Here is a 24839-nt window from a genome sequence, read left to right on the forward strand (position 1 = left end):
CCCGACCGTCACGCTCATGGCCGGTTCACTAGGCTCGATTGGGCGATGAGTGACGACGGCACCCAGGAGTCCGCAGCGCAGCAAAGGGTCGATCATCCGATCCTCAACCAGCAGCGTCTCGGCGGTGACGAGGCTCGACAGAGGAAACCGAAGCTGCCCAAGAAGCTCTACGAAAGCGAGCTCGCGAGGCTGCAGATCGAACTCGTCAAGCTTCAGGAGTGGATCAAGGCCGAGGGCGTGAAGGTCGTCGTCGTGTTCGAGGGCAGGGACGCGGCCGGCAAGGGCGGGGTCATCAAACGGATCGCCGAACCACTCAACCCCCGCATCTGTCGCATCGAGGCGCTGGGCACTCCGACCGATCGTGAGAAGACCCAATGGTGGTTCCAGCGATACGTCGCACGCCTGCCTGCCGCCGGGGAGATGGTGCTGTTCGACCGGAGCTGGTACAACCGGGCCCTCGTCGAGCGCGTGATGGGGTTCTGCACCGAAGATCAGTATCGCGAGTTCCTGAGGACATGCCCAGAATTCGAACGCATGCTGGTGCGCGCCGGCATCATCCTGATCAAGTACTGGTTCTCGGTGAGCGACGAGGAGCAGGAGCGCCGGTTCCAGAACCGCATGGAGACACCGACCAAGCGCTGGAAGCTGAGCCCGATGGATCTCGAATCACGGTCCCGCTGGAGCGAGTATTCGATCGCCAAAGACGTGATGTTCAATCACACCGACATCAAGCAGGCACCCTGGTACGTGGTCAACGCCGACGACAAGAGGCGCGCCCGACTCAACACGATCACTCATCTGCTCAGCCTCATCCCCTATGAGGACCTTACGCCCGGCCAGATCGAGCTCCCGCCCCGTCAGCCCGACATCGGCTACATCAGGCCGCCGCTCAGCGAGCAGACGTTCGTGCCGGAGAACTACTGACCGGGTGTCTGCGGTGACAGCCGATAGTCTCGGAGCATGATCCGGTTCGGTTACTCGGAACTCCCTGCAAATGGAGACGACGCAGTGTTCCTCGACGGGCTCGTCGCCAAGCGTCACCGGGCGTTCGAATTGGCCTTCATCGAGGAGCTCTCGTGGAGCGAGCAGCGGTGTCGGCGGTTCGGTGACCTCGCGGCCGAGCGGGATATCCGCCTTTCGATGCATGCTCCGTACTCTGCCGTTCTGACGGTCGCAGACGAAGAACGCTCGGCGCAGTGCCTGTCCACCATCGAGCGCACGATGAAACTCGCCAAGGCGGCCGGTGCCCGGATCATCTGCGTGCATCTCGGCAACCGTCATGGGAGGGACGGGGAGGCGCTCATGGAGTTGGTCTCGGAACGCCTCGAAAGGATCGCTCCGAAGGTCGAGCATCTCGGCGTCGGTCTCGGACTGGAAACCGCCGGACGCAGCAGCGCCTTCGGAACGCTGGATGACATTGCCTCGCTGGCCTCGAAGTTCTCGTTCGTCCGTCCCTACGTCGACTGGGCGCACCTACACGCCATCACTCGGGGAGGTCTGGCGGCAAAGGAGGCGTTCCGAGAAGTGCTCGGTTTTCTTCGGGAGCATTTCCCCGGATGGATGATCGACCCGCTGCAGTGCCAGTTCTCGGAGGTCCGGTTCGGGGAGAAGGGAGAGATTCGTCACGTTCGGTATGGAGAAGGAAGTCTGCGGATCGCCAATCTCGTCGAGGCCGTGCAGGAGGTGGACATCGGACTGGTCGTCATCTCCGAAGCCCGAGAGCCCGAGAGCACCGACGCGATGGCGCGAGAGCTGCAGCAGATCATGGGGAGACCGGAACCGTCCGGCATCGCCAGACGTCTCGGGTCGGGCAGTGTCGAGTTCCCGGTCCCGATCCATGTCGCCCCGTCCGGATCCGGCTTTGCTCCGCTCGGTCTCGCACATCCCCTCGTGCTGTCCAAAATCGACAAACCGTTCTTTCCCGACGGGTTCACGAAGGGGGACCTCATCCAATACTACGCGTCGGTCGCCCCGACGCTGCTGCCCCATCTGGTAGAGCGGGCCATCGTCATGGCGCGCTACCCGGATGGCAGCGAAGGAGAATCGTTCTACGAGAAACAGGCACCCGAGCATCGGCCCGACTGGCTCCTGCTCGCCCCCATCTACTCGAAGCATCGTGGAGAGACCATCGAGTTCGTCACCGTCGCGGATCGTGAGGCTCTCATGTGGCTCGCTTCGATGGGTTGCATCGAGGTCCATCCATGGCTCAACCGTCTGGGCAATCAAGACCGCCCGGATTTCGCCGTCTTCGATCTCGACCCTTCCGAAGGTGCGACCTGGGCCCAAGTCGTCGCGGTTGCCAAAGAGCTGAAGGCCACACTCGATCGTCTCGGTCTCGTCGGGCATCTGAAGACGTCTGGGGCCACCGGTCTGCACATCTACGTTCCGCTCGACCCCGTGCACGACTATCGGCGGGTGCGAACGTTCGTCGGGACGGTCGGCCGATTGCTGCAGTCGGCGAACCCCGACGACATCACGATGGAGTGGCATGTCGCCAAACGGGGGGCCAGGGTGTTCATCGACCACAACCAGAACGCCCCGGGCAAGACGATTGCCTCGGTGTACTCGGTGCGACCCCGCCGGAGTGCCCCCGTATCGACCCCCATTCTGTGGGAAGAAGTCGACGACGTGCAGCCGGGCGATTTCACGATCGCCACGATCTGGGACCGCCTGCAACGGTTCGGCGATCTCTTCTCGCCCGTTCTCGCAGGAGGGCAGACGCTCGACGCCGCCGAGGAGGCACTCGGGCTCGGATAGCGCACACGGCCGCGGTCGTTCGGGCCCCACAACCCCGCACCTGACTGGTGTTTTGCGATCTGGGCACGTCGGTCTCCCGACCGGGCAAGGATCGGGGACAGGACGTCGTGTGCTGTGGGCGCTAGCGTTTCGTGCATGCAGTGGATCGAAACTCATCGCGACGTCGTCTACCCGTGGCAGTGCGATCACATGGGCCACCTCAACGTCATGTTCTACACGGGCATGTTCGATCGGGCCACCTGGCACCTCTTCTCGAGTGTCGGGTTCACAGGCGCCTACCTGCGGAAGCGGGATCGTGGGATGGCGGCGGTCCAGTCGACGGTCTCGTACCGCAGCGAGCTCGTCTCCGGCGACCTGATCGTGATCCGGTCGAGATTCCTCGAAGTTCACGATCGCAAGGTCCGTTTCGAGCATGAGATGACCAACGTCGAATCTGGTGAGATAGCCGCAACCAACGAGCTCGTCGGAGTGCACATCGATCGTACGGCCCGCAGGGCATGCCCAATCCCCGCAGAGATACGCTCTTCGGTCGAGAAGCTCATTTCCGGCGAGAGCAGCGAACGCCCCGACCGATGACTCATCCTCGTGTCGCCGTCGGTCTCGGGTTGGGCACATCCCCACCTATCTGGCGACCCCGTGCGTTGTTGCGTCTGGCGAGGGTGATGCGTCTGCATTCGGCGTGGACCGTCGACCACTTTCTCGGCTTCTTCCCACAGCAGATCTGGAATCGGGACTTGACCTGGACTGCCCGTCCGGGCTCGAGTCCACACGAGTACTTCGATTATCAGGTCCTCCTTGGCCATCTCGCCTCTCGGGCGGGGAACGTTCGCCTTGGAGTTGGGGTGACCGAAGCGTTGCGACGGCACCCCGTGTTGATCGCCCAGACGTTCCTGTCACTGTCGCACCTGACGAGACGGCCCCCGATCCTGGGGATCGGAGCGGGGGAGCGAGAGAACCTCGAGCCGTACGGAATCTCCTTCGAGCAGCCGGTCGGTCACCTCGAAGAGGCGTTGCAGATCATTCGGCTGTGCTTCCGGTCGCGAGGCCCGTTCGATTATTCCGGGAAACACTATCGGCTCGACGGTGCCGTGATGGACATACAGCCCGGCCGAGGCGGCGTACCGGAGATCTGGATCGGGGCGCACGGTCCGAAGATGCTCCGGTTGGTCGGAACGTACGGCGACGGCTGGTATCCGAGTGTCCCGATGACGCCGGACGACTACGGCACGAGGCTCGCGACGATTCGGTCCGCAGCCGAGGCGGCCGGACGCGATCCGGACGCCATCACACCGAGTGCGCAGCTGATCGTCGTGCTCGGTCGAAGTGAGGAGCATGCCCGCTCCCTGCTGGACAGCCGGGCGCTGCGGTACCTGGCGCTGATGGCCCCCGCGTCGCTCTGGCGAGCACACGGCGCTCCGCACCCCTTCGGTGACGGCTTTCGTGGATTCATCGACCTCGTTCCCCAGCACCTCACCGCCGGCGAGATCGACGGTGCCTTGACGTCGGTTCCGAGATCGGTGCTCGAGGGTGCGATGTTGTGGGGGACTCCCGAACGCGTGCTGGAGGGCATCAGGGAGCTTGCAGATGCCGGCATGCGCCACGCCGTGCTGTCCCCGGCGTCCGCGCTGGTGTCACGTCGCGATGCGTTGTTCTCCATGCGGGCGGTGCTCGGTCTGATGCGCCGCCTGCAGAACGGATACTGAGCGGCGGAGCCGGGCTGCGGCCGGCGGCACGTCGTGGTCTTCCGAAGCTCGATGGCACGGCCGGCGACATGTGTTGTCCCGCAGTCGTCTGGCGACGGTGTCGGTTCTGCCGAATACCCGATACGGGCGGGCATGGAGGGTCGATGCTATGGTGATTTCTCGATGATCAACTCATCGAACGTGCAGTAAGCCGCCCGAGGGGCGGCCTTTTCTATGGAGGGAGGAGCATCGTGGAGTTGACCACCGAGAAGAAGCTGGTGTTGGGCGCCCAGCACACTGTCGCGATGTTTGGAGCGACGATCCTGGTTCCGCTGCTCACCGGTCTGGATCCGGCCGTCGCGCTGCTTTCGGCCGGACTCGGGACGCTGATCTTTCATCTGCTGACGAAGCGTATGGTGCCCGTGTTCCTGGGATCTTCGTTCGCGTTCATCCCTCCGATCGTCGCTGCACGTGACGGCGGGTATTCGTGGGCGGCGATCGGCGCCGGCATCGTGGGCGCCGGCATCATCTACGCACTCATGTCGCTGACCGTGAACTTTGTGGGGAGTGCACGGGTCCGCCGCCTGTTCCCGCCGATCGTGACAGGACCGGTGATCGCGGTGATCGGGATCACACTCGCTCCCACGGCGGTGGGGATGGCCTCGGGGCACTGGTGGCTGGCGATTGCGACGCTTGTCGGAACGATCGTGGCGGCGGTGTGGTTCCGTGGCCTGTTCAAGATGCTTCCGATTCTCAGCGGCCTGGTGTTCGGCTATGCGGTCGCGGTCCTTGCCGGCGCGGTCGATTTCACTCCCCTCGAGAAAGCCGCGTGGATCGGTCTGCCGAACTTCACCTGGGCTTGGCAGGATGTCCAGTGGGGCGCAATCGTGCTGATCGCACCGGTCGCGTTCGTGACGATCATCGAACATGTGGGCGATATTCTCACCAACGGGGGCGTGGTCGGTAAGGACTTTTTCAGAGAGCCGGGCTTGCATCGAACCCTCATCGGCGACGGTGTGGCGACGCTGCTGGCGGGGTTCATCGGCGGCCCTGCCAACACGACCTACTCCGAGAACACCGGTGTGCTGGCGGTCACCGGCGTGTACGACCCGGCAATCCTGAGAATCGGCGCAGGCTTCGCGATCGTCCTCGGATTCATCCCGAAACTGGCAGCGCTTCTCCAGACGGTCCCGGTGGCCGTACTCGGTGGGCTGTCGATCATCCTCTTCGGGATGATTGCGTCGATCGGCATGCGCACATTGGCCGACGCACAGGTCGATTTCACACACAGCCGGAACCTGATCGTCGTCGCCCTGATCCTGGTGCTCGGCCTCGGAGTCACCGGCCTCGACGAGGGGATCGTCTGGTTTGGCGTCAAGATCTCGGGGCTGGCGCTTGCCGCCGCCGTCGGCGTCGTCGCCAACCTCGTGCTGCCCAAAGAGATGGACGTCCCGGAGAGAGTGTGACACGCCGGCGTGAGCCCAACCGCGCCGCGTCGTGGACTGCCCAAGGGGATGGATGTCCCAGAGGGGGTGTGACTCTCACTCCAGCGCCTGTTCCTGGGAGCGGGACTCCTTGCGCCGAGTCTCCGGCAACAGCCAGCTCATCAGGAAGCCGATGAAGATGATCAGCGCACCGGTGAGACTCGACCGTCGAGCCGAATCCGAGAGCGCCTTCTCGAGGACGGGAACCAGCGGCGCCGCGTCCGGGCGCTCCCTCAGGCCCACCAACATCTGTCCCGCCGACTCGCGAAACCCGTCGGCGATCACGACCCGACCCTGCTCGGGGACCTGTGGAACCGAGGCGAGTCCGTCCTCGGCGAGGGATCCGAGTGACACGGCGAGCACGGTGCCGAGCAGCGCGATGCCGAGAGCGGAACCGATCTGACGTGATGTGGACTGTATCCCGGAGGCCTGGCCGGACTTGGATTTGGGAACGTCGGCGAGGATCACGTTGGTGAGTTGTGCGGCCGCGATGCCAACGCCGAGCCCGTAGACGAACAGTGCTGGAGCCAGCTCGAGGCCGTGGACTCCCGGGCGGAGCTGGAGCGACGCCACGACCACCGCCACCGCCTCGAGGAACATCCCGATCGAGACTGCTCTTCGTGGACCGATCTGGACGGCGACGTACGCGGCCACAGGTCCGCCGATAAAGGCCCCGATCGCCAGGGGGAGGAGTGTGAGTCCGATGTGAAAGGCGCTGTAGCCGAGCACGCCCGCCATGAACAGCGGGAGAACGAAAACGAGACCGAATTCGCCGAAACTGCGGGTTGCGGCGACGAGATTGCCGTAGCGAAAGCTCCGTAGGCGAAAGAGGGAGGTATCGATGAGACCTCGGCTTCCCCGGCGCTGTTCATTCGATTCGTGGATCACGAATCCGAGCAGCATCACCACGGCCACGGCGAAAGCGACGGGCACGGGGGACAGAACGTTGCCCGGCCAGCCGAGTCCCGCGATCTGGAACGGCTGCGTCGGATGCAGCCATCCGTGGCGCGGCCCTTCGATCAAGGCGAAGACGAGGCTCGCCAGGCCGGTTCCGATCAGGATCACGCCTTTGAAATCGAAAGCCCTGACAGCGTGTTCGTCGCGGCTTTCGCTCACCCAGAGGATCGTCCCGATCCATACCATCACACCGATCGGAACATTGATGTAGAAAACCAGACGCCAGGAATAGCTGCTTGTGAGCCATCCGCCCAAGAGTGGACCCAGCGCAGCCATCCCACCGATCACCGATCCCCACACGCCGAACGCGATACCCCGTTCCCGGCCGCGAAATGTCGCGTTGACCATCGACAAGGCGGCCGGCAGTGTCAATGCGCCTCCGAGTCCTTGGAGGAACCGTGCTCCGATCAACCAGCCTCCGCTGCGCGAGAGGCCGGCGAGCATGCTGGCCAGGACAAACGTCGTGACGCCGACTCGAAAGAGCTTGCGACGTCCCTCCAGATCACCAAGACGACCGGCGGTGGTCAGCAAGGAGGCAAAGACGAGGACGTAAATCGTGTTGATCCACTCGGCTTCCGCCAGATGGATTCCGAGTTCCTCGATGATCGTGGGGAGGGCGACGTTGATGACCGTCACGTCCACGATGATCATGGAGACCCCCATGGCAAGGGTTGCGAGGGTGAGCCAGCGTGTTGAAGGGCGTGTTTCCGACACCATGTCGGAAACACGATAGTGGACCCCGCCCGATTACGGAAACCGTGACAGACTCACGTTGCATCGATTGCGGCAATCGCCCAGGCGAGCCCTTCCTCGGGATCCTCGATGGCGAGATGCAGGGTCCAGCCTGTGGGAGGGAACAGGTCGGACCACGCATACCAGCGCAGGCGTCGAGCATGCTCTCCGAGTAGCGTCGGGTCGGGAGGCCACTCGGCGTCCGTCAACGCTGCGATCGTCCACCACGCGGCGAAGCGCCCGGCGGCAGCTCCTCGTCTCCGACCATGCGCCCCACCACTCGCTGCCGCCCAAGCCATCGTGGCGAGCCCGAGATCGGGGCCGACCTCGGCGATCCGGGCCCTTCGAAGTCCGAGAGCGGCCAAGGCCATCCGCGCCGTTCCCCGGACGGCAATGGTGTCGCACCGTCCATTGGATTCTTCGGTCCATGGGGTCGTGAGTCCCGCGAGTGCTTCAAGGGACTCCGGGTCGTCGAGGGGGTCGGGAGCGGGGGGGAGTGTGATCTCGGCCATTGCCGGCAGGTCGGGGGGTGGGAACTCTGCACTGCGGTGGTGGTAGGTGGCAGCGGGGTAGGAAGGTTCCCAGGGTTCGAGTCGCAGAGGGATCTCGAGCACGGTGTCGTCGACGACGCCACGGAGGTCCTCGCCCCGGACGACACGTTCCTGGGCAACGACCGACTTGGTAGGTCCTTCGGACAGATAAGGCTCGAGATCGTCCCAGGTGTGGGTCGAAGCCGCGACCTCGGCGAGCGGTCCGATCGTGAACTTCCCGGCTCCCACCACGACAACGGGACCTGCCCACCGCCCTGGTGACTCGAGCGCGAGGCGGTAATCGATGTGCTCTGCGATTCCCCAGAGTTGCTTGCCGCTGTCCACGGCGTGCAGACAGCGGTCTTTCAACTCGACGAGGTCGTTCCAGGATTCGTCTTTGCAGAGGTGATCGACGACGCGCAGCAACTCGTCGAGGTTTCCACGATCGACTGCGGCAGCGAGAGTGCTCATCCCTGCAGGATATCGAGATTGGATCGGTCGACGGTCCCCGTGTCTCGGCGTGTGTTTCGGTCCGTGTCTCGGCCAAGCAACCTCTGTGCCGTTCCGGGAGCCGGGGACACCGTCTGCCGAGCACTAATCTCGCCACGATGCAGCTTCTCGATCCTCTGGCCGCGCCCTTCCTCTTTGAAGGGACCAATGGTGAGGGAGTGCTGCTCCTGCACGGTTTCACCGGCACGCCGGCGCACTTCCGCATGATGGGCAAGTTCCTCACCGAGCGCGGCTACACCGTGCATGCGCCGCTCCTCGCCGGCCACGGTACGAGTTTGGAGGAGATGGACCGAACGACGCGTCGCGACTGGGTGCAGAGTGCTCGGGATGGGCTGGCGCTGCTATCAGGGTCAGCGCATGTCCACCTGGTCGGTCTCTCGATGGGCGGGCTGATCTCGTTGCTGCTCGCAGGACAGGGCGAGGTGGCATCCATTACGACGATCGACACACCGGTGAAACTCTGGGACCGCCGCGATCCGCTCGTGCACATTCTCAAGCACGTGGAGCGATTCCACTCCTGGAACGGGCCCGAGGACCCTCCGCGCGGTGAGGCGGCCAGATACTTCATCCAATACGACGGGTTTCCCTTGGGCGCCGCATCGGAGCTGTTGCGCTTGAAACGTGAGGCGTTGCGGCATCTCGATCGGGTGCACGCGCCGGCGTTGATCATTCAGTCACGTGCCGACGAAACGGTGCGACCGGAGAGCGCAGTCATCCTTGCTCGCAGGCTCGGCTCATCCCGCAAGCGGATCCTGTGGCTCGAGCGCCACAACGCGCTGCTCGACACGGAGCGCGACATCATGGATGAGGCCATCCTCGAGCACCTCCGCTCCACCCAACCCAGCTGAACCCAGGGCTCAGGGGGGTCGCCACGACGCATACGAGCCCAGGGTTCAGGGGGGTCGCCACGACGCATACGAGCCCTGGGTTCAGGGGGGTCGCCACGACGCATACGAGCCCTGGGTTCAGTGGTCCGTGTCGTCAGGCGGTTCCGGCTGGGAGGTCTTGCGGACGCTGTCGACCGCCCGATCGAGCGCCTCTCCAACCTGAGCGAAACTCGTTCCGAGCGCATCGAGGAGTGACTTGGCTGCGTCCTTCGCGCTCTGTTGTACCTCTGGATCCCTGATAGCGTTCCCAACCGACGTCAATGCCGTATCCAAGGCATCGGTCACAGTGTGGAGCGCGTCACGGACTTCCTGTTCCGACGGAGTGGCGTCACCCTGATCCTTCGTGGCGCGGTACTGGTCTCGAAATGCATACCCGAGATCTCGGAATTCTGCGGCGACGGTCTGCCAACTGTCTTCCATTTCACCCATGATCGAGTCCTCCTTCGTCTCGACTTGATGCTACCGATCCTGCACCTGGCCGTTCGATCGGACCGGCACGACCACCAGCCCCCCGGATCCGTCATCGAGGATGCGCACGGTCGCCCCGAAATGCCGCGCGATGACCGATTCCTGCAACACCTCTCGCGGTGTCCCGTCTGCGATGACCTCTCCTGCGGAAAGCAGCACGAGGCGGTCACAGAACTGTGCAGCGAGGGTCAGGTCGTGCATCGCCGAGAGCACCGTCAGGGTCCGTTCTCTCCGAAGGCGATCGATGAGGGCGAGCACTTGGAGTTGGTGACCGACGTCGAGGGCGGACGTGGGCTCGTCGAGAAGGAGCAGAGAAGCCTCCTGGGTGAGTGCCCGAGCCAGGACGACTTGCTGTAGCTCCCCGCCGGAGAGTTCCCCGAGGAGTCGGTCGGCGAACTGCTCCATGGTGAGCGAGGCGAGTGCCGTACGTGCCACGGCGACATCGTGATGTCCTTCCACACCCAGATAGGAGATGTGCGGGCTCCGTCCGAGGAGCACATAGTCGAAGACCCGCATGTCCGGTGGGGATGCAGGGCGTTGGGGAACGAGTGCCGCCAGTTGTGCACGGGCCGATCGAGACAGGTGGGTGACATGTCGGCCCGCGAGCGTCACGGTCCCCGTGGACGGAATCGTGCCGTGGACCGCCCGCAGCAAGGTGGTCTTCCCAGCGCCGTTCGGACCGATCAATCCGACCCACTCTCCTCTTGCCGCCGAGAGGTCGACACCGTCGAGGATCGTGGTCTTGCCGAGAACCACGCGGAGACCTTCGACCGTCAAGCCGTTCATCGCAGGCCTCTCGATGTCCGAAGTACGAGCACGAAGAACGGCGCGCCGAGAAAGGCGGTGACAACTCCGATCGGCAATTCGGCAGGGCTGAGTGCCGTGCGTGCGACCACGTCGGCGACGATGAGGAACGCCGCTCCGAGCAGCGCCGAGAGCGGAAGGATGACGCGATAGCTTGCACCGGTGACCAATCGAACGGCGTGCGGGACGATGATCCCCACGAAGCCGATCAGCCCGCCGACTGCAACGGCGGCGGCGGTGCCCAAGGTGGCTGCGGTCACCACGAGTAGGCGCACACGACGAACGGGAACACCGAGGGCAGAGGCCTCTTCGTCTCCGAGCGAGAGGACGTCGAGCATCCGACGGTGGAGCAGGATCACCACACCACCGATCGCCACGTACGGGAGGATGAGGAGCACTTCATGCCATCCGCTCGTCGAGAGCCTTCCGAGAATCCATGCGTAGACCTCTCGGAGTGTGCTGGAGTTGCGCTGCTGGATGTACGTCTGTAGAGCGGTCAGAAAAGACGCGACCGCAACGCCCGCCAGGATGAGACTCGTATCCGTGCGACGTCCGACCGTTCGCCCAAGCACGTAGGTCATGAGAACTCCGCCAACGGCGCCGGCAAACGCAGCGATCGGGACGACGGCGCCGGTGGCCGAGGACCCGGCCGCGATGGCGAGTGTCGCGCCGAGACCCGCACCGGCCGCGACACCCAGCAGGTACGGGTCGGCCAGCGGATTGCGGAACACGCCCTGATACGCGGCTCCGGCAAGGGCGAGGATCGCTCCGACGAGTCCACCGAGTGCCACCCGTGGGAGACGGACGACCGTGAGGATGTCCACCTGGCGATCCGTCAGTGTTGCCGGCACATCGATGCCGGGCAGAGCATTCAGGAGTGAGCGCGCCGCCCCAGACACCGGGATGTGTACCGGCCCGATGAGGGAGCCGAGGGCGGCGGCAGCGATGACCGCTGCGACGGCCGTCAGCATCCCTGCCCACGTGAGCCTGGTGGGTCGGTCGGGCCGGTGCGGGGCTGCGCTCAGGGGTGTGTCACCTGTCTTACGGCGTTGGCGATCGTGTCGAGAAAGTCGACGATTCGCGGTCCCCAGCGTGAGGCCACGTCATCGTCGAGGGCGAACACATTGCCATCTGTCACTGCAGTCAGATTATCCCAGCCGGGCCGTTCGGCGACCCTCTCCGGGCTTTGGCCACAGCATTTCGTGTCCGCGAGGAAGATCAGGTCCGGGTCTGCATCGAGGATGTACTCGGCTGACAATTGCGGGTAGCCGAACCCATCGGCATCCGCCGGGTCGGCGATGTTCTCCAATCCGAGCATGCCTACCAGTTGGCCGATGAACGTCGAGGAAGTGACCGAGTAGTAGGTCGGATCGAGCTCGAAGTAGTAGGTGAGATTCTGGCCGTCAGGGATGGAGGACGCCGTGTCGAGCAGGATCTGATCGATATCGGAGCTCATCCGATCGACGAGGTCGAGCGCTTCCTGTTGATGTCCAGTGGCGGTGCCGAGCTGTCCGATCTGGTCATAGACATCCTCGATCGATGCTGCCGCAGGGTCGAGGAGCACGGGAATACCGAGAGAATCGAGTGAGGCGACGAGATCTCCGGGATCGAACGTGATCACGACGAGGTCCGGGTCATAGGCCACGATTGCCTCGACGTTGGGGCTGAACCCGGTCAGGTCGGTGACTGGTGCCGTGTCCGGATAGTTCGACTGATCGTCGACTGCCACGACCTGGTCGCCTGCGCCGATCGCGAAAAGCATCTCGGTGGCCGTCGGGGAGAGGGACACGATCGCATTCGGTGTCTCCTGGATCTCCACCGTTCCATTCGCTGCGGTCACGGTTGTCGGGAAGGGACTTGCCAGGGTCGTTGTCGTTGGCGCCGCCGCTGTCGTCGTCGGCGCCGTTGTTGTTGTTGTTGTCATGGGAGTGGTGGGGGCCACCGCGGTGGTGACAATCGTTCCGGTCGAGCACGCGCTCACGATGAGCGCGGCTACGACCCCCACAATGGCCTTCCGCATGAGAACATCCTCCTTGTCCGGAGGATGAAGTGGACTGCCGGCCTGAGTGCCGACGAAGTACGCCTTCATCCGAGGGTTCGTTCGTTGCCGCTGCGCCAGGCGACCTGGCTCGGCCCCGAGGGAGCCTCACAGTTGCGGGACAGCGCCGGTTTTCCACCGGACTTCGCTGAACGCTCGCGGCGCCTGCCTCACTGGACAGGCAGGGCGAGCATAGCGCGTACAGTTTGCCGTCGGACTCGGCACGCGCGAGCGGGTTTCGGTTGCTTTCGTGTCTGGCGGGCGGGACACCCTGGGGGCGACTGACGTACGATGCTCCCATGCGGCTCCACGTGATCGACGCGACCTACGAACTGTTCCGCGCCTATTTCGGCTATCCCCGAAGGAGTGATCCATCCGGCCGAGAAGTCGGGGCGGTGTGGGGACTCGTCGACTCGACGAGACGCCTGCTGCGCGAACCGGGTGTCACACACGTTGCAGCCGCCTTCGACACGGCCATCCGGTCGTTCCGCAACGACATGTACGACGGATACAAGACGGGAGAGGGGATCGAGCAGGAGTTGTTCGATCAGTTTCCGTCGGCAGAGCGAGCCCTGGAATCACTGGGTGTTGTCGTGTGGCGGATGGAAGAGTTCGAGGCGGACGATGCGCTCGCTTCGGCCGCTTTCCGCTTTGGCGACGATGTCGAGCAGGTCGTGTTGTTGAGTCCGGACAAGGACCTCGCCCAGTGTGTGGTCGGAGACAGGGTCGTGATGTACGACCGTCGCCGCTCGATGATGATCGATGAGGACGGTGTGCACGACAAGTGGGGGATATCACCTGTATCGATGCCCGACTACCTGGCACTCGTCGGGGATGCCGCCGATGGTATTCCGGGCATACCCGCGTGGGGAGCGAAGTCGGCGTCGACGCTGCTGGGTCGTTATCGAAGGATCGAACGGATCCCCCTCCGCCACGAACTGTGGGACGTTCCGGTTCGCGGTGCCCTTCGGTTGTGCACGTCGCTGGCCGCCAACATGGACGATGCGCTGTTCTACCGCACGCTCACGACACTACGACGCGACGTGCCGATTACCGAGACGATCGACGATCTCGAGTGGGTGGGAGAAGACGAATCGGCGATGCGGGCGCTTGCCACCGAGTTTGGATTCTGATTGGTGGCGAGTGCAAGAAGAGCCTCCACCCCATCGACCTCGGCTCGTTCCTCGCCTCGGCCACTTCCCCTGCCAGGGGAAGCAAGAAGTGAGCCACTCTTTCCTTCCCCCACAAGGAAGGGCCGAGTCTTCGAGGCGATGGGGGTGTTCGCGCGTAGCCGAGGTGTGGTGGCTCTACCGCATCGACCTCGGCTCGTTCCTCGCCTCGGCTGCTTCACTCCCCGCGAGGACCGGTGAGCCCGAGGTGGTGCAGGAACGCCTCGTTGTTGGGTTCCCGACCCAGGAAATCCCTGAGCAGATCCGCCGCGTCTCTGGAGCCGCCTCGCTCGAGGATCTTACGGCGATAGGCGATACCGACGTTTGGGTCGGTGACGCCTGCTTCCTCGAATCGGGAGAACATGTCGAGGCCGAAGACCTTTGACCACAGGTACCCGTAGTAGCCGGCGTCGTAGCCGCCGAGCAGATGGCCGAAACTTGCCGGAAAGAAGGTTCCCTCCTGGTGGGGGAGGAGGCCGACGCTTTCGGCGTCGAGCATGATCGCGTCCAAGTCGCTGTGATCCCCCGGCCCGTGCAATCCGAGGTCCAGCTTGCCGAGAGAGATCTGGCGGAGTGTGTCGAGGGCCTCATTCACGTGCCGGGCGGCCACCAACCTGTCGACGAGATCCGTCGGGATCGGCTCGCCGGTTTCATGGTGCAGAGCGAATCGCTGGAGAAGGTCTGCTCGCCAGCACCACTCCTCCATGATCTGTGACGGCGCCTCGACGAAATCCCACTCGGTCGAGGCACCCGAGAAGCGGGTGAACTCGGTGTGACCCAGCGACATGTGCAGGATGTGGCCAAACTCATGGAAGAGGGTCTCGACCTCGGAGTGCTGGAGCAGGGACGGCCCATCTGCCGAGGGCTTCGTGAAGTTGGCCACGATTGTGGACAGTGGCAGCTGGTACTCGCCGTTGGCCGTTCGGTGCCCCGGAACGAGGGGGAAGGCGGCCGCGTGGCTGAACTTGCCCTCTCGCGGGAACAGGTCGGCCATGAAGGTCGCCACCTGGTCGCCCGAGGATGTGTCGACGATGTCGTAGACGACGACATCGGGGTGCCAGGTCGGAACATCTTCCCGCTTGCGGTATTCGAGCCCAAAGACCTCTCCGGTAATGCCGAGGAGGCCGTCGATCACCCGATCCAGAGGAAAGTACTGCGCGACTTCCGTTTGATCGACTCCGTAATCCTGTTTGCGAAGTTGCGTGTCGTAGTAGCGGCGGTCCCAGGGCTGCAATTGCAGGTCGCCGGTTTCGGATTCCAGCATCGAGGCCAGTACGGCGACCTCGCGATGACCGATCTCGGTCAGGGGCGGGACGAGATCGTCGTAGAAGGCCGTGACGGCCTTCGGGTGCCTGGCCATCTTCACCTCCATCTGATAGTCGGCCCAGGAAGGAAGACCGAACATCGCCGCCATCTTCTCCCGTAGATGCACGGCTTCTTCGAGGATCGGGCGGTTGATGCCTGCAGCTCTGTTCGAGAACAAGAACAAGAGTCGCTCTCGCAGATCGCGTCGGGTGGCGTTTTCCATGAACGGGAAGACATCCGGGTATGCCATGGTCACCTTGTACGTGCCGGCATCCGGTCCTGGCTGGAGATGCTCGATGTACTTATCGGTCATCCCGGCCAGATCCGGTCCCGTCACGATGAGCGCCGCATCGACGTCGGCGATGTTCTTCTCGAAGGCGATTCCGAGTTCGACCATCCGGTTCTGAAGCTTCTGGAGTTCCTCGCGTTGGTCCTGCCGGAGTTCATGACCGGCACGCCGGAAATCGCGAGTGGTGAAGTCGAGAAGGCGGCGGCGTTCTCCGGAGAGAGAAGTGGCGTCTTCGGTTTCGGCATATGCGCTGATCGCCTCATAGAGATCACGACGGAACGTGAGTCCGACCTGCCATTTCGTGAGTGCCTCCTCTGACGCCCGAGCAGCGGCACGGATGGACTCGTCTGGGTGAACGTTGGAGAGAAACGGCCCGCGACCGTAGGCAAGGGCCATCGTCGTGGCCGCTTCTTCGAGCGGAAGCAATGTGTTTGTGAACGTTCGCGCACCCTCGACGGCGACGACACCGGCGACGAGACGCTCGCAGGTGGCGATGGTTGCAGAGGTCAAGTTGTCGATCGTGTCCGGAGTGATCATCGTGTAGTCGAACATTCCGAGAACGATACCCGCCCGGGGAGCCTGCTGAGCGATGCATGGCTCGGGTCTCGACGACCGTGCATTGCCCTGTCTCTGCCTCGACGCAGCGCACGACTGCGCTTTGTCACGCCAGATTCGTCACGCTCGCCCCGCGGTGTTGCATCGATGAGGTTGCGATACGAAGTACCAGGTACCTGGTACCGGCATCACTCGGTGGATTCCAGATGCGTCCAGTCGGCCTCGGAGAGCAGCCGGGACAACAGCCGCGCGGATCTGATCCCGTAATCTGCGTAACAGTTGTTCATCAACAGATGCACACGCTCCGCTCGTTCGCGAAGAAGCCGGATGCGGGGGATCCACTCTCGCAGCTCGTCTTCCCGGTAGTCGTAGCGGAACCGCTCGGCGGCGGTGATTCCCTTGCGTTCCCAGTTGTCGGCATTCCTGCCGTGGAAGCGCACGTGTGCAATCGGCGCTGTTACCGCTGCCACCGGTGGCACGGAACTTCTGAACCCTCGAGGCGCGTCGACGCAGACGTAGGCGAGGCCATGTTCTCGCAGAAAGTCGAGCGTGGAGCCGGCATGGTCCCGGTCCATCCAGCGTTGCTGCCGAAACTCGACCGCCACATCGAATTCCTCGAGCTGCTCTGCGGCCCAGGAGAGATAGCCGAGGGAACCTCGCGAGGGATAGACGTATGGAGGGAGCTGCATCAGGATCGAGCCGAGCTTTCCTGCGGAGTGCAGAGGCATGAGCGCCTCGGAAAAGCGGTGGAACGCCTCGGCGACGAACTCCCTCGGAAGATCCCGGGCGTAGACATTGCGCTTGTCGGCCTGTTCCTGGGGCAGTGCCTCTCGCAGATCCTTCCACAGTGTCCGCGGAGGAGTCGGATGCTGAGTGAGGAGTCGGAACGCCTTGATGTCGAAGGTGAAGTCGTTGGGCGTGCGCTCGACCCACAACCCTGCAGTTCGCTCGTTGGGAGGGCCGTAGTAGGTGGAGTCGACCTCGACGATCGGGAACTGGGATGCGTAGTAGCGAAGGCGCTTCTCGGCCGTGTCGACGTCCGGCGGGTAGAAGGCGCCGGATTCGAGCAGGGTCTTGTCTGTCCACGAACATGTTCCGACGAGGAGCCCCCGGTCGGCGATGGTGTCGCTGGCCATGCCGAGAGGGTACGCGCTCCGACCCACCCTGTGCGACAATCAAGACATGGAGCATCCGGGCATCCGGCGGATCAAAGAGGGGTACAGGTGCTTCTCCGTGGGTGACTGCGAGGGGTTTGCCCGCGAGTTCGCCGACGACGCGATATGGCACGTCCGCGGGGATACGCCGCTCGCAGGCGACAAGGTGGGTCGGGAGGAGATCCTGGAGTTTCTCAGGTCACTCGCTCAGGACACCCGTGGGTCGTTCATGATCGAGGTGCACGACATACTTGCGAACGATCTCCATACGGTGGTGTTGGCTCACATGACCGTGCATCGGGAAGAAGGGACCTACACGGCGGACGAGGTACACGTCTTCTGTACGAACGGGGGACGGATCACCGAGGCATGGGGATTCACGTCCGACCCCGACGGTCGCGGCAAGTTTTGGTTCTAGGGCCTCTGCCGGATGATGCACGTACCAGGCACCACGCATGAGAACGATCTCCTGGCGGCCATAGACCCCCTACAAACAAGGAACGATGTCGTGGCGGCCCACCCGTGCTTCGTATCGCAGCCTCGAGTCGATGCAAGACCACGGGGCGAACGTGGCGGCGGTTGCCGTCGGGTTCAAAGAGTCCGAAGACGCAACGCGTCGATGTACTACCACGGGGGCAACGTGACGATTCAGTCGTGGCAAAGCGCAGTCGCGTGGCGTGTCAGGAGGGGGTGGAGCACTGCACGGCCATCGAGAGGTGAGCCATGTGTCGCCCGGCAGGTGCCTATGAGTCGGCTGCCTCTGCTCCGTTGGTGGTCAGCAGTCGACGGAGTTGTTCTTTCTTGACGACACCGGTGGTGCGAAAGCGCTGCGTGATCTTCTTGGTGTCTTCCTCGCCACGCTGTTTCGCCTTACGCTGGGATCGTTCCGACGTCCCAAACAGTACGAACGTCGGCGTGCCCTTGATCTTGTAGTGTTCCACGGCGCCCGGCACCTTGCCCACGTTGACTTTCAGGACGTGGGCAGATCCACGAAACTCATGAGCGAGCTCGTCGATGGTGCCGTCCATCGCTTTGCACGCCGGGCACGAAAACTGCATGAAGTCGATGAGGACCGGTTTGCCGTCGGCCGTGAACTGCTCGATCTGATCGATGTTCTTTACGTTGATCGCTCTGGTGCGTCTGCGGAATGCCACGACTGCCTACAAGGGGGAACGGGGCAAGGGTATGCTCGAGTTGGTGGATTTGTCCACTCTCGGACCGCTCCGGTGCCCTTCCTGCCGGCTACCAGCCGCCTCCTCCACCGCCACCACCGAAGCTTCCGCCACCACCGAAGCCGCCGCCACCACCGAAGCCACCGAAACTGCCGACGCTTCCCCCGGAACCCCACGAGGATCCGCCGCTTCCCCCGCCGGATCCGAAGCCGCCGCCACCACCGAACCCTCCAAACCAGCTGCTCTTGGATTGGGACCACGAAGTATCTCGATAGATGGGGCTCCATCCAAGCGCCTGGCTCACGCCCCTGGTGATCACCCAGTGGTAGTAGAAGAGTGTGAATGGGTCGAAGGTTCCGAGGTCTCTCGGCAACGGGCGGCCGGTCCACGAGTCTGCCTGTCCCGATGTGCCTTCGTGAGCCAGTTCCGGTGCGTAGCGATCGGCGTCGTCGATGGTGGAACGCTCGAGGGCCTGGCGCTGTGCCGCGTACGCGAGCGCGAATGCGCGAGGCCCGCGAGGATCGGAGGCTCCGAACGCCGCGGCGGTGTCGGCGTACGCCCCCGAGAGCCCGAGGTCGGCGAGGGCGCGGCGGGCATCCAGCCATCGGTCGAGGGCACGTGCCGGTTCCAGAGAGATTGCCAGAACGGCGGCGATCGTACGACGAGTCTCTCCGGTGACCCCTTTGGCAGAGAGCTGGTTTGCCAGTTCGTTGAATGCCGTGACCGACCGCTCACCATTCCGAACGAGTGCCGCCGTAATGGAGATCGGCAATCCAAGCCGCTTCGCCTCGTCGCGGATCCTCTCGATCTCGCTCGAACTCGTCAGCCCTGCAATGGCCAGCTCGACGGCGACGACCGGCTCGTACCCGTACCCACGCGCATCGTGGTATGCCGCGAGGAAGTCCGGCACCGAGTCGTTGTTGAGGAGTAGGAACGCGGCCACGGCCGGAAGTTCAAGACCATCTTGGCGCAGGTCGGACCCTTTCTCCTCGAGCTCGACTCTGATCGTTTCGTATCGGTCCACCGACTCCTGGGGATCATCCATCACATCCGCGAGCGCAACTGCCACGGCCGGCCGGGCCAGCGAGTCGGGCAACTTCTCGTAGATGGCCTCCAACCTGTCGGTCTTCGCTCTCGCCGTCGCATACGCGTCTTCAAGAGATGCAATCGAAGTCTCGATGGGATCGGTGTCCTCGAGCACAGGGCCCGCCTGAAGGAGCCGGACTCCAAGATCGTTGACCACGGTCGCTCCGATCGGGGTGTGGACGATCTCGTCGGCCAATGCGATCGCCAGTTTTCGACGAGCCTCGGCGATTCGGTATGGGCGGAGTGCGTCGACGATGGAGCGGAGGCGTCCGAGCGTGACCTCGAAGGCTTGGTCGTCGGTCTCGTCGATCGCGTCCCGAGAGGCTTGCTGCAGAGAATCCTCCAACACAGATTGCTCACCGCTCACGCGCAGCTCGAGGGGGATCTCGGTGCGAAGTTTCTTGGTGTCGAGGACTTCGACGGCTCCGTGCGTCCAGAGTGCTTCGAGTGCAAGCCTTGTCGCTGGAGGAGATCCTTGTTTGAGCGCCCCGAGGGTCGACAGTGCCTCTCGGGTCGAGGTGGAGACTGCGGTCGCGGGAGGAGCGATGGTGACCTCGGCCGGCACGGTGAGCTCATGACCCGCAGGCCGCAGGCGTGCCAGTTCCCCGTCGACGCGTTCTTGTCGCTGCTTGCGAGCCAGGGACCGTCGGTCGCGACGAGTTTTGGCTGCTCCCGTACCGACGAGCACCGCGCCGATTCCGAAGATCACGATCGCGATGATCAGCCCTGCATTCGACGAGGAGGGTTCTCCGGATGGAGAACCGGTGGAGGCGACCGGAGTGCTTCCGGCGAACGTCTGCCCGAGGCCACCCACGATCGCGGCGATCCCACCGTCGAAATCACCGGCGGCGAAGAAACTCTTCCCGAGTCCGGCGACGAAGTCGAGCTGTGAAGAGGAGATATCCAGACCTTTCCCGGTCTCGATCGCCGTGGCCCGATTGTCGAGGTCGATCAGTACGACGACCCCATCGTTGCGGTCTGCAGCGCCCACTCCCCACGCGTTTCCGAGATCCTGTGCGAACTCGTTCGGCGAACGAGGGTCGCTGTTCCGGATCACCACGACGGCGATCTCGTGACCGTACTGGGCGACGACACGGCCGACGGCTTCCTCCAGTCGAGCGTCGTCGGTGATCACCCCCACGGTATCGGTCACCCACCCAGCGCAGGTGATCCCTTCGAACGAAGGACAGGTCGGTGCACTCTGGGCGAGTGCCGGGGTTGCCGGCATGAGCAGCAGCGCGAGAATCGAGAGGAGACGTTTCATTGACAGCGAGCCTACCGTTTTGGCGTGAGCGAGCCGACCGGGAATCTTCGGGTAGGCCGGACGTGTTGGAGGGACCATGGACTACGAAGAGGCGGCACGCCACATCTTGTCGAGATATCGAACGTGGGCCGTGGTGGGGTGCTCCCCCCGACCGACTCGCGCGAGCCACGACGTGGCGGCGTTCCTTCAGCACCGGGGGTTTCGGATCATCCCCGTCAATCCTGCCGCCGACGAGATTCTCGGTGAGACCGCATACCCCGATCTGGCCTCTGTCCCGGATCCGATCGAAGTCGTCGACATCTTCCGTCGTTCCGAACACGCAGGACGGCACGTCGACGAGGCGATCGCTATCGGGGCGAAGGCGGTGTGGATGCAGCTGGGCGTCATCGACGAGGGTGCCGCGATACGTGCGAGAAAGGCCGGCCTCGAGGTCGTCATGGACCGCTGTCCCAAGATCGAGTATCGACGACTGTTCGCGGGGTAGGTGCCCTGCAAGGAGAAACATGCGGAGATCGCGGGCATGACCCTGCGGATCTCCGGCGGGGAGTTGTCGCCGCATGCACATCGCGACGTTCCAGGGCTTCCGTTCTTGCGTGTGTCCCGCGCCCTTGCCCTTCGCGATGGTGGTGGCGGAATGCTCGCACCGAACGAAGACGCGGCCGGATCTCCCGCAATCCCAAATGTCGTCGAGATCGGGTTGTAGATAGACGGTGTTCACGTCCTGTATCGAAGGTCCGGCGGCCTGGGAAATCGAGTTCCAGGTCGAACCCCGCGCAGCGTGACCGAGTTCGACCGAAGGCGGCTGCGGGCCGGTGATTTCGGGGATTCGGACGGTCGCATCGTGTGGATCGCAGGATGGGAAGTCGGCAGTCCCCGGCTCCCGGCGGTCGCAGCGCCGCCGCCTTGTGGGAGCGTTCTTGTGATCGATGACCGGCTATTCGCCAGGGAGGTGCTCCTCGTGGACGATGTCCCAGCGATCGAGGCAGTCCTCGCATCGGTAGACGAGGATATCGCCAGGTTCGAACCCTTCTTCGGGCGGATACGAGATCAGGTGGGCAGTCCCGCCGCAATCGACGCAAGTGATCGTCTCATCCATCAGGGCCTCCGTTCGATCGTCGGGCGGGTGTCGTGGGGGCGTTCGACTTCGGGCAACCGCTCGAAGAAGAACGAACCATCGAGTGGTTTCAAATTGTCGAACCATGTCGCCAGCGGGTCGTAGCGAGCGAGAAACGGCTTTCCGACCCAGGCGGGATCTCTCGCCTGGAGGAACGACAGCGAGAAGGCCTTTTGTGTGCCGATGCGAGTTGTTCCGTGGATCATGACTTTGCCCGGCGTGGTTGACATGACGGGGCCACGAACGGTGCGGCCGAGGCCGGAGACCTGTCTGTACGCCGCGAAGAAGATGGCGTGGGTTTGTGCCAGGGGAAGTTCGAAGTAGGCACGGGCTCCTGTGTCCCGAGCGACGAACATGTAGTAGGGCACAATGCCCAGCTGAACCTGACGGTTCCACATGGATGCCCAGATGTCCGGATCGTCGTTGATGTGGCGGGCAATCGGCGATTGTGACCTCAGTACGGCGCCGGTCTCTTTGAGGCGGCCGACTGCCGTCACCGCAGCCGGGGTGGAGAGTTCGCGGGGGTGCGTGTAGTGAATCATCAGCGCGAGGTGGAAACCTGCGTCGACCACACGTCGGAGAAGTTTGAGCAGTTCATCTGTGTCGCGGTCGCTGATGAAACGGTACGGCCAGGTGGCAGGGACCTTGGTGCCGATGCGGATGGAGGTGAGCCCGCCCGGCCTCTGATCCAGGATCGGTTGGATGTATCGGGCCAGCACCCGCGCGCGCATGGTGAATGGGTCCCCTCCGGTGATCAGCAGGTCCGTGACGTCCGGGTTCTCGCGGAGATAGCGGATCAGTGGCTGGACCTCGGTGGCGGCGATTCGATCGTCTCCGACGAACTGTGGCCATCGGAAACAGTAGGTGCAGTAGGCGGGACAGGTCTGGCCGCGCTTCGGGAAGAACAGCACCGTTTCGCGGTACTTGTGTTGAATGCCAGGCAGCGGTCTCCCGTCGAGAAGAGCCGCATTCAGATCGAGTTGACCGGCCGGGTGTGGATTGAGAGAACGGTGGATTCGACGTACCGATTCGTGGAGAGCGTCGCGGCTCATCGGCTGCTCGATCCGTTCGAGGTCTCGCTCATCGAGCATCTCTGGCTGCGGGAATACGAGGCGGAAGATCGGATCGTCGGGGACGCTGTTCCAGTCGATCAACTCGTCGAGTTGATACCTGTTGACGCGGAAGGGGAAGACATGGGCGAGCGCGCGAAGACGTCCTCGATCTCGAGCTGTCCACGTTTCGAGCTGTGGAATCTGGTCTATCGACGCTTTTCCATACGCCCTGAATTGATGTGCTTTCTTCGCGACACCCATACGTACAACATACCCAATGATCACGTCTGCTGTGCATGGGCTTCAGGAAAACGGTGGTCTGGCGGGTTGGCCACGGCGCCGGCGCGACTTCCGCCGGTTGCTGCAGCAGCCGTTGCGCCTGCCCCGAGGCCTTGTGTCGGCGTGAGGTCGCGATGCGAAGCACAGGGTGGGTGGGCGGTGGTACTCGGCGGGTTCCTAGTCGTCGTTTGTGGTGGTTTCGATGGGTTTGGTGAAGAAGCGGAGGTAGGCGTAGCCGAGGGCTCCGGCGAGGAAGGATCCGGCGAAGACGCCTGTCTTTGCCATGTCGGTGAGAGCCGGGTCTCGGAAGGCGAGTGTTGTGATGAACAGGGCGACGGTGAATCCGACACCGGCGAGGAGTGCGACACCGAAGATGTGATGCCAGGTGGTGTTCTTGGGGAGTTTGCCGATGCCGAGCTTTATGGCGATGGCGGTGAAGAGCGAGACGCCGATGAACTTGCCGACCAGGAGTCCGAGTCCCACACCGAGGGTGACCTTGCTGGTGAGTTCGTCGAGGATGTTGACGCCTGTGAAGCGGACGCCTGCGTTGGCGAGGGCGAAGATCGGGATCACCAGGAAGGAGCTCCAGGGTGTGAGGGCGTGTTCGAGGCGGTTGAGTGGCGGGATCGATTCGGTTGCGATTGCCGCGACTTCTCTGGCGCCGTGGTCGACGCGAGCTTGGGAGTGGCGTGAGTCTTCTTCGGGTCCGTACGCCTTGAGTACGAAGTCGGTCTTCTCGTAGAACTGCTTGTCTGAGTACATGGCGGCGGCAGGGGTGAGGAGTCCGAGGAACACGCCGGTGAGTGTCGGGTGCACGCCCGATTCGAGCATGAAGTACCAGATGACGAATCCGACCGCCCAGTAGAACCCCATCGAGCGGATACCGGCGCGTTCTGCGAGTTTCACCAGTGCGAACAGCACGATTGCGCCGATGAGGTATTTCAGGGCGAGGTTGGTCGTGTAGAAGATCGCGATGACGATGATGCCGCCGATGTCGTCGGCGATGGCCAGTGTGAGCAGGAACAGTTTCGCTCCGAGAGGCACACGTTTGGAGACGAGGGCCAGAATGCCGACCGAGAAGGCGATGTCGGTCGCGACCGGGACTCCCCACCCCCGTGTGGCTTCCGGTCCGAGGTTGTGGACGAACGCAAGATAGATGACCGCCGGAAAGATCATGTGGCGCCGAGTGCCGCAAACGCCGGGAGACCCGCGGCCTTGGGGTCGCGCAGCTCACCGACGGCGAGTTCACGTTTGATCTCGAGCCCGATAACGAAGAAGAAGATCGTCATGAGGCCGTTGTTGACGACTTCTCGTAGCGTCTCGTTCAGAGCGAACCCGCCGATGTTCAGGTTGACCGCCGTCTCCCAGAACCGCTCATAGCTTTCACCACCCGGCAGGTTCGCCCACACGATCGCGACGACCGCCGCGATGAGCAGCAGGACACCAGACGCCGCCTCGATCTGCATGAACCGCAGCACAGGAGAAATGAAGATCCTCGGAACGGGCCGCTGAGAATGCAGCCACGTACGATGAACGCGATCACGATCCGGC

Annotated in this window: 24 protein-coding genes and 1 riboswitch; of the genes, 10 read left to right on the plus strand and 14 right to left on the minus strand. The window is 63.5% G+C overall.

Annotation, left to right across the window (positions count from 1 at the left end; all coding sequences use genetic code 11):
* Positions 1 to 45 precede the first annotated feature (45 nt).
* From ppk2 to GXP34_09450, 5 genes are all read left to right on the plus strand, one after another.
* Complete coding sequence (gene ppk2 / locus GXP34_09430; protein ID NOY56192.1) at positions 46 to 924, plus strand: polyphosphate kinase 2; 879 nt, start codon at positions 46 to 48, stop codon at positions 922 to 924.
* A 36-nt stretch (positions 925 to 960) separates the two neighbouring features.
* Entirely contained in the window at positions 961 to 2757 is a 1797-nt protein-coding gene (locus tag GXP34_09435) for a TIM barrel protein (GenBank protein NOY56193.1), read from the plus strand.
* A 135-nt stretch (positions 2758 to 2892) separates the two neighbouring features.
* Complete coding sequence (locus tag GXP34_09440) at positions 2893 to 3333, plus strand: acyl-CoA thioesterase (GenBank protein NOY56194.1); 441 nt, start codon at positions 2893 to 2895, stop codon at positions 3331 to 3333.
* Positions 3330 to 4460: an LLM class flavin-dependent oxidoreductase gene (locus GXP34_09445; protein ID NOY56195.1), complete on the plus strand. Its 1131-nt coding sequence runs from the start codon at positions 3330 to 3332 to the stop codon at positions 4458 to 4460. The genes GXP34_09440 and GXP34_09445 overlap by 4 nt, the downstream gene beginning before the upstream one ends.
* Positions 4461 to 4690: 230 nt before the next feature.
* Positions 4691 to 5905: a uracil-xanthine permease gene (locus GXP34_09450; protein NOY56196.1), complete on the plus strand. Its 1215-nt coding sequence runs from the start codon at positions 4691 to 4693 to the stop codon at positions 5903 to 5905.
* 75 nt (positions 5906 to 5980) lie between these two features.
* Here GXP34_09450 and GXP34_09455 read toward each other — a convergent pair whose 3' ends face one another.
* Together GXP34_09455 and GXP34_09460 are read right to left on the minus strand one after the other, a co-directional pair.
* Complete coding sequence (locus GXP34_09455; GenBank protein NOY56197.1) at positions 5981 to 7597, minus strand: DHA2 family efflux MFS transporter permease subunit; 1617 nt, start codon at positions 7595 to 7597, stop codon at positions 5981 to 5983.
* Positions 7598 to 7647: 50 nt separating this feature from the next.
* Positions 7648 to 8613 carry a hypothetical protein gene (locus GXP34_09460; protein NOY56198.1) on the minus strand — a complete coding sequence of 322 codons (966 nt, stop codon included), beginning with the start codon at positions 8611 to 8613 and terminating at the stop codon, positions 7648 to 7650.
* A 137-nt stretch (positions 8614 to 8750) separates the two neighbouring features.
* On the opposite strand from GXP34_09460, the gene GXP34_09465 reads away from it, so the two are divergent.
* Positions 8751 to 9500, plus strand: coding sequence for an alpha/beta fold hydrolase (locus GXP34_09465; GenBank protein NOY56199.1), 750 nt, complete (start codon positions 8751 to 8753; stop codon positions 9498 to 9500).
* A gap of 117 nt (positions 9501 to 9617) precedes the next feature.
* Here GXP34_09465 and GXP34_09470 read toward each other — a convergent pair whose 3' ends face one another.
* Genes GXP34_09470 through GXP34_09485 form a run of 4 tightly spaced genes read right to left on the minus strand, consistent with a single transcriptional unit; the run spans position 9618 to position 12831 of the window.
* Positions 9618 to 9968, minus strand: a complete 351-nt coding sequence (locus GXP34_09470; GenBank protein NOY56200.1) for a hypothetical protein — start codon at positions 9966 to 9968, stop codon at positions 9618 to 9620.
* Positions 9969 to 9998: 30 nt separating this feature from the next.
* Positions 9999 to 10793 carry an ABC transporter ATP-binding protein gene (locus GXP34_09475; GenBank protein ID NOY56201.1) on the minus strand — a complete coding sequence of 265 codons (795 nt, stop codon included), beginning with the start codon at positions 10791 to 10793 and terminating at the stop codon, positions 9999 to 10001.
* A complete protein-coding gene (locus GXP34_09480; protein NOY56202.1) occupies positions 10790 to 11782 on the minus strand; it encodes an iron ABC transporter permease in 993 nt (330 codons plus the stop codon). Before GXP34_09480 ends, GXP34_09475 begins: the two co-directional genes overlap by 4 nt.
* A gap of 50 nt (positions 11783 to 11832) precedes the next feature.
* Positions 11833 to 12831 (minus strand): ABC transporter substrate-binding protein, encoded by a 999-nt coding sequence (locus GXP34_09485; GenBank protein NOY56203.1) that lies wholly within the window; start codon positions 12829 to 12831, stop codon positions 11833 to 11835.
* 79 nt (positions 12832 to 12910) lie between these two features.
* Positions 12911 to 13034: riboswitch (cobalamin riboswitch) on the minus strand.
* Positions 13035 to 13148: 114 nt separating this feature from the next.
* Between GXP34_09485 and GXP34_09490 the strand changes: the two genes are divergently transcribed.
* Positions 13149 to 13982, plus strand: a complete 834-nt coding sequence (locus tag GXP34_09490) for a flap endonuclease (GenBank protein NOY56204.1) — start codon at positions 13149 to 13151, stop codon at positions 13980 to 13982.
* Between the two features lie 214 nt (positions 13983 to 14196).
* Here the strand turns inward: GXP34_09490 and GXP34_09495 are convergent, their stop codons facing one another.
* Positions 14197 to 16164: a Zn-dependent oligopeptidase gene (locus GXP34_09495; GenBank protein ID NOY56205.1), complete on the minus strand. Its 1968-nt coding sequence runs from the start codon at positions 16162 to 16164 to the stop codon at positions 14197 to 14199.
* Positions 16165 to 16355: 191 nt separating this feature from the next.
* Entirely contained in the window at positions 16356 to 17303 is a 948-nt protein-coding gene (locus GXP34_09500; protein ID NOY56206.1) for a DUF72 domain-containing protein, read from the minus strand.
* Positions 17304 to 17400: 97 nt separating this feature from the next.
* Between GXP34_09500 and GXP34_09505 the strand changes: the two genes are divergently transcribed.
* Positions 17401 to 17739 carry a nuclear transport factor 2 family protein gene (locus tag GXP34_09505; GenBank protein ID NOY56207.1) on the plus strand — a complete coding sequence of 113 codons (339 nt, stop codon included), beginning with the start codon at positions 17401 to 17403 and terminating at the stop codon, positions 17737 to 17739.
* Between the two features lie 325 nt (positions 17740 to 18064).
* Here the strand turns inward: GXP34_09505 and GXP34_09510 are convergent, their stop codons facing one another.
* Together GXP34_09510 and GXP34_09515 are read right to left on the minus strand one after the other, a co-directional pair.
* Positions 18065 to 18475: a thioredoxin family protein gene (locus tag GXP34_09510; GenBank protein NOY56208.1), complete on the minus strand. Its 411-nt coding sequence runs from the start codon at positions 18473 to 18475 to the stop codon at positions 18065 to 18067.
* An 88-nt stretch (positions 18476 to 18563) separates the two neighbouring features.
* Complete coding sequence (locus GXP34_09515) at positions 18564 to 20843, minus strand: TPM domain-containing protein (GenBank protein NOY56209.1); 2280 nt, start codon at positions 20841 to 20843, stop codon at positions 18564 to 18566.
* Positions 20844 to 20919: 76 nt separating this feature from the next.
* Here GXP34_09515 and GXP34_09520 point away from each other — a divergent pair, with 76 nt between their 5' ends.
* Positions 20920 to 21327: a CoA-binding protein gene (locus GXP34_09520; GenBank protein NOY56210.1), complete on the plus strand. Its 408-nt coding sequence runs from the start codon at positions 20920 to 20922 to the stop codon at positions 21325 to 21327.
* 36 nt (positions 21328 to 21363) lie between these two features.
* Complete coding sequence (locus tag GXP34_09525) at positions 21364 to 21546, plus strand: hypothetical protein (GenBank protein NOY56211.1); 183 nt, start codon at positions 21364 to 21366, stop codon at positions 21544 to 21546.
* Between the two features lie 231 nt (positions 21547 to 21777).
* On the opposite strand, the gene GXP34_09530 is transcribed toward GXP34_09525, so the two are convergent.
* From GXP34_09530 to GXP34_09545, 4 genes are all read right to left on the minus strand, one after another.
* Complete coding sequence (locus GXP34_09530; protein NOY56212.1) at positions 21778 to 21939, minus strand: hypothetical protein; 162 nt, start codon at positions 21937 to 21939, stop codon at positions 21778 to 21780.
* Positions 21939 to 23270, minus strand: coding sequence for a lysine 2,3-aminomutase (locus GXP34_09535; protein NOY56213.1), 1332 nt, complete (start codon positions 23268 to 23270; stop codon positions 21939 to 21941). Before GXP34_09535 ends, GXP34_09530 begins: the two co-directional genes overlap by 1 nt.
* A 195-nt stretch (positions 23271 to 23465) precedes the next feature.
* Positions 23466 to 24464 (minus strand): Na+/H+ antiporter NhaA, encoded by a 999-nt coding sequence (gene nhaA, locus GXP34_09540; protein ID NOY56214.1) that lies wholly within the window; start codon positions 24462 to 24464, stop codon positions 23466 to 23468.
* Complete coding sequence (locus GXP34_09545) at positions 24461 to 24754, minus strand: Na+/H+ antiporter NhaA (GenBank protein NOY56215.1); 294 nt, start codon at positions 24752 to 24754, stop codon at positions 24461 to 24463. The genes nhaA and GXP34_09545 overlap by 4 nt, the downstream gene beginning before the upstream one ends.
* Between the last annotated feature and the right edge of the window lie 85 nt (positions 24755 to 24839).

This window comes from Actinomycetota bacterium, assembly GCA_013152275.1.
In the GTDB taxonomy this organism is placed as follows: Bacteria; Actinomycetota; Acidimicrobiia; order Spongiisociales; family UBA4744; genus BMS3Bbin01.

Coding starts and splice junctions, on each gene's coding strand:
- ppk2 (NOY56192.1), top strand. CDS start 46: ATGAGTGACGACGGCACCCAGGAGTCCGCAGCGCAGCAAAGGGTCGAT.
- GXP34_09435 (NOY56193.1), top strand. CDS start 961: ATGATCCGGTTCGGTTACTCGGAACTCCCTGCAAATGGAGACGACGCA.
- GXP34_09440 (NOY56194.1), top strand. CDS start 2,893: ATGCAGTGGATCGAAACTCATCGCGACGTCGTCTACCCGTGGCAGTGC.
- GXP34_09445 (NOY56195.1), top strand. CDS start 3,330: ATGACTCATCCTCGTGTCGCCGTCGGTCTCGGGTTGGGCACATCCCCA.
- GXP34_09455 (NOY56197.1), bottom strand. CDS start 7,597: ATGGTGTCGGAAACACGCCCTTCAACACGCTGGCTCACCCTCGCAACC.
- GXP34_09460 (NOY56198.1), bottom strand. CDS start 8,613: ATGAGCACTCTCGCTGCCGCAGTCGATCGTGGAAACCTCGACGAGTTG.
- GXP34_09465 (NOY56199.1), top strand. CDS start 8,751: ATGCAGCTTCTCGATCCTCTGGCCGCGCCCTTCCTCTTTGAAGGGACC.
- GXP34_09470 (NOY56200.1), bottom strand. CDS start 9,968: ATGGGTGAAATGGAAGACAGTTGGCAGACCGTCGCCGCAGAATTCCGA.
- GXP34_09475 (NOY56201.1), bottom strand. CDS start 10,793: ATGAACGGCTTGACGGTCGAAGGTCTCCGCGTGGTTCTCGGCAAGACC.
- GXP34_09480 (NOY56202.1), bottom strand. CDS start 11,782: ATGCTGACGGCCGTCGCAGCGGTCATCGCTGCCGCCGCCCTCGGCTCC.
- GXP34_09485 (NOY56203.1), bottom strand. CDS start 12,831: ATGCGGAAGGCCATTGTGGGGGTCGTAGCCGCGCTCATCGTGAGCGCG.
- GXP34_09490 (NOY56204.1), top strand. CDS start 13,149: ATGCGGCTCCACGTGATCGACGCGACCTACGAACTGTTCCGCGCCTAT.
- GXP34_09495 (NOY56205.1), bottom strand. CDS start 16,164: ATGTTCGACTACACGATGATCACTCCGGACACGATCGACAACTTGACC.
- GXP34_09500 (NOY56206.1), bottom strand. CDS start 17,303: ATGGCCAGCGACACCATCGCCGACCGGGGGCTCCTCGTCGGAACATGT.
- GXP34_09515 (NOY56209.1), bottom strand. CDS start 20,843: ATGAAACGTCTCCTCTCGATTCTCGCGCTGCTGCTCATGCCGGCAACC.
- GXP34_09520 (NOY56210.1), top strand. CDS start 20,920: ATGGACTACGAAGAGGCGGCACGCCACATCTTGTCGAGATATCGAACG.
- GXP34_09525 (NOY56211.1), top strand. CDS start 21,364: ATGACCCTGCGGATCTCCGGCGGGGAGTTGTCGCCGCATGCACATCGC.
- GXP34_09530 (NOY56212.1), bottom strand. CDS start 21,939: ATGGATGAGACGATCACTTGCGTCGATTGCGGCGGGACTGCCCACCTG.
- GXP34_09535 (NOY56213.1), bottom strand. CDS start 23,270: ATGGGTGTCGCGAAGAAAGCACATCAATTCAGGGCGTATGGAAAAGCG.
- nhaA (NOY56214.1), bottom strand. CDS start 24,464: ATGATCTTTCCGGCGGTCATCTATCTTGCGTTCGTCCACAACCTCGGA.
- GXP34_09545 (NOY56215.1), bottom strand. CDS start 24,754: ATGCAGATCGAGGCGGCGTCTGGTGTCCTGCTGCTCATCGCGGCGGTC.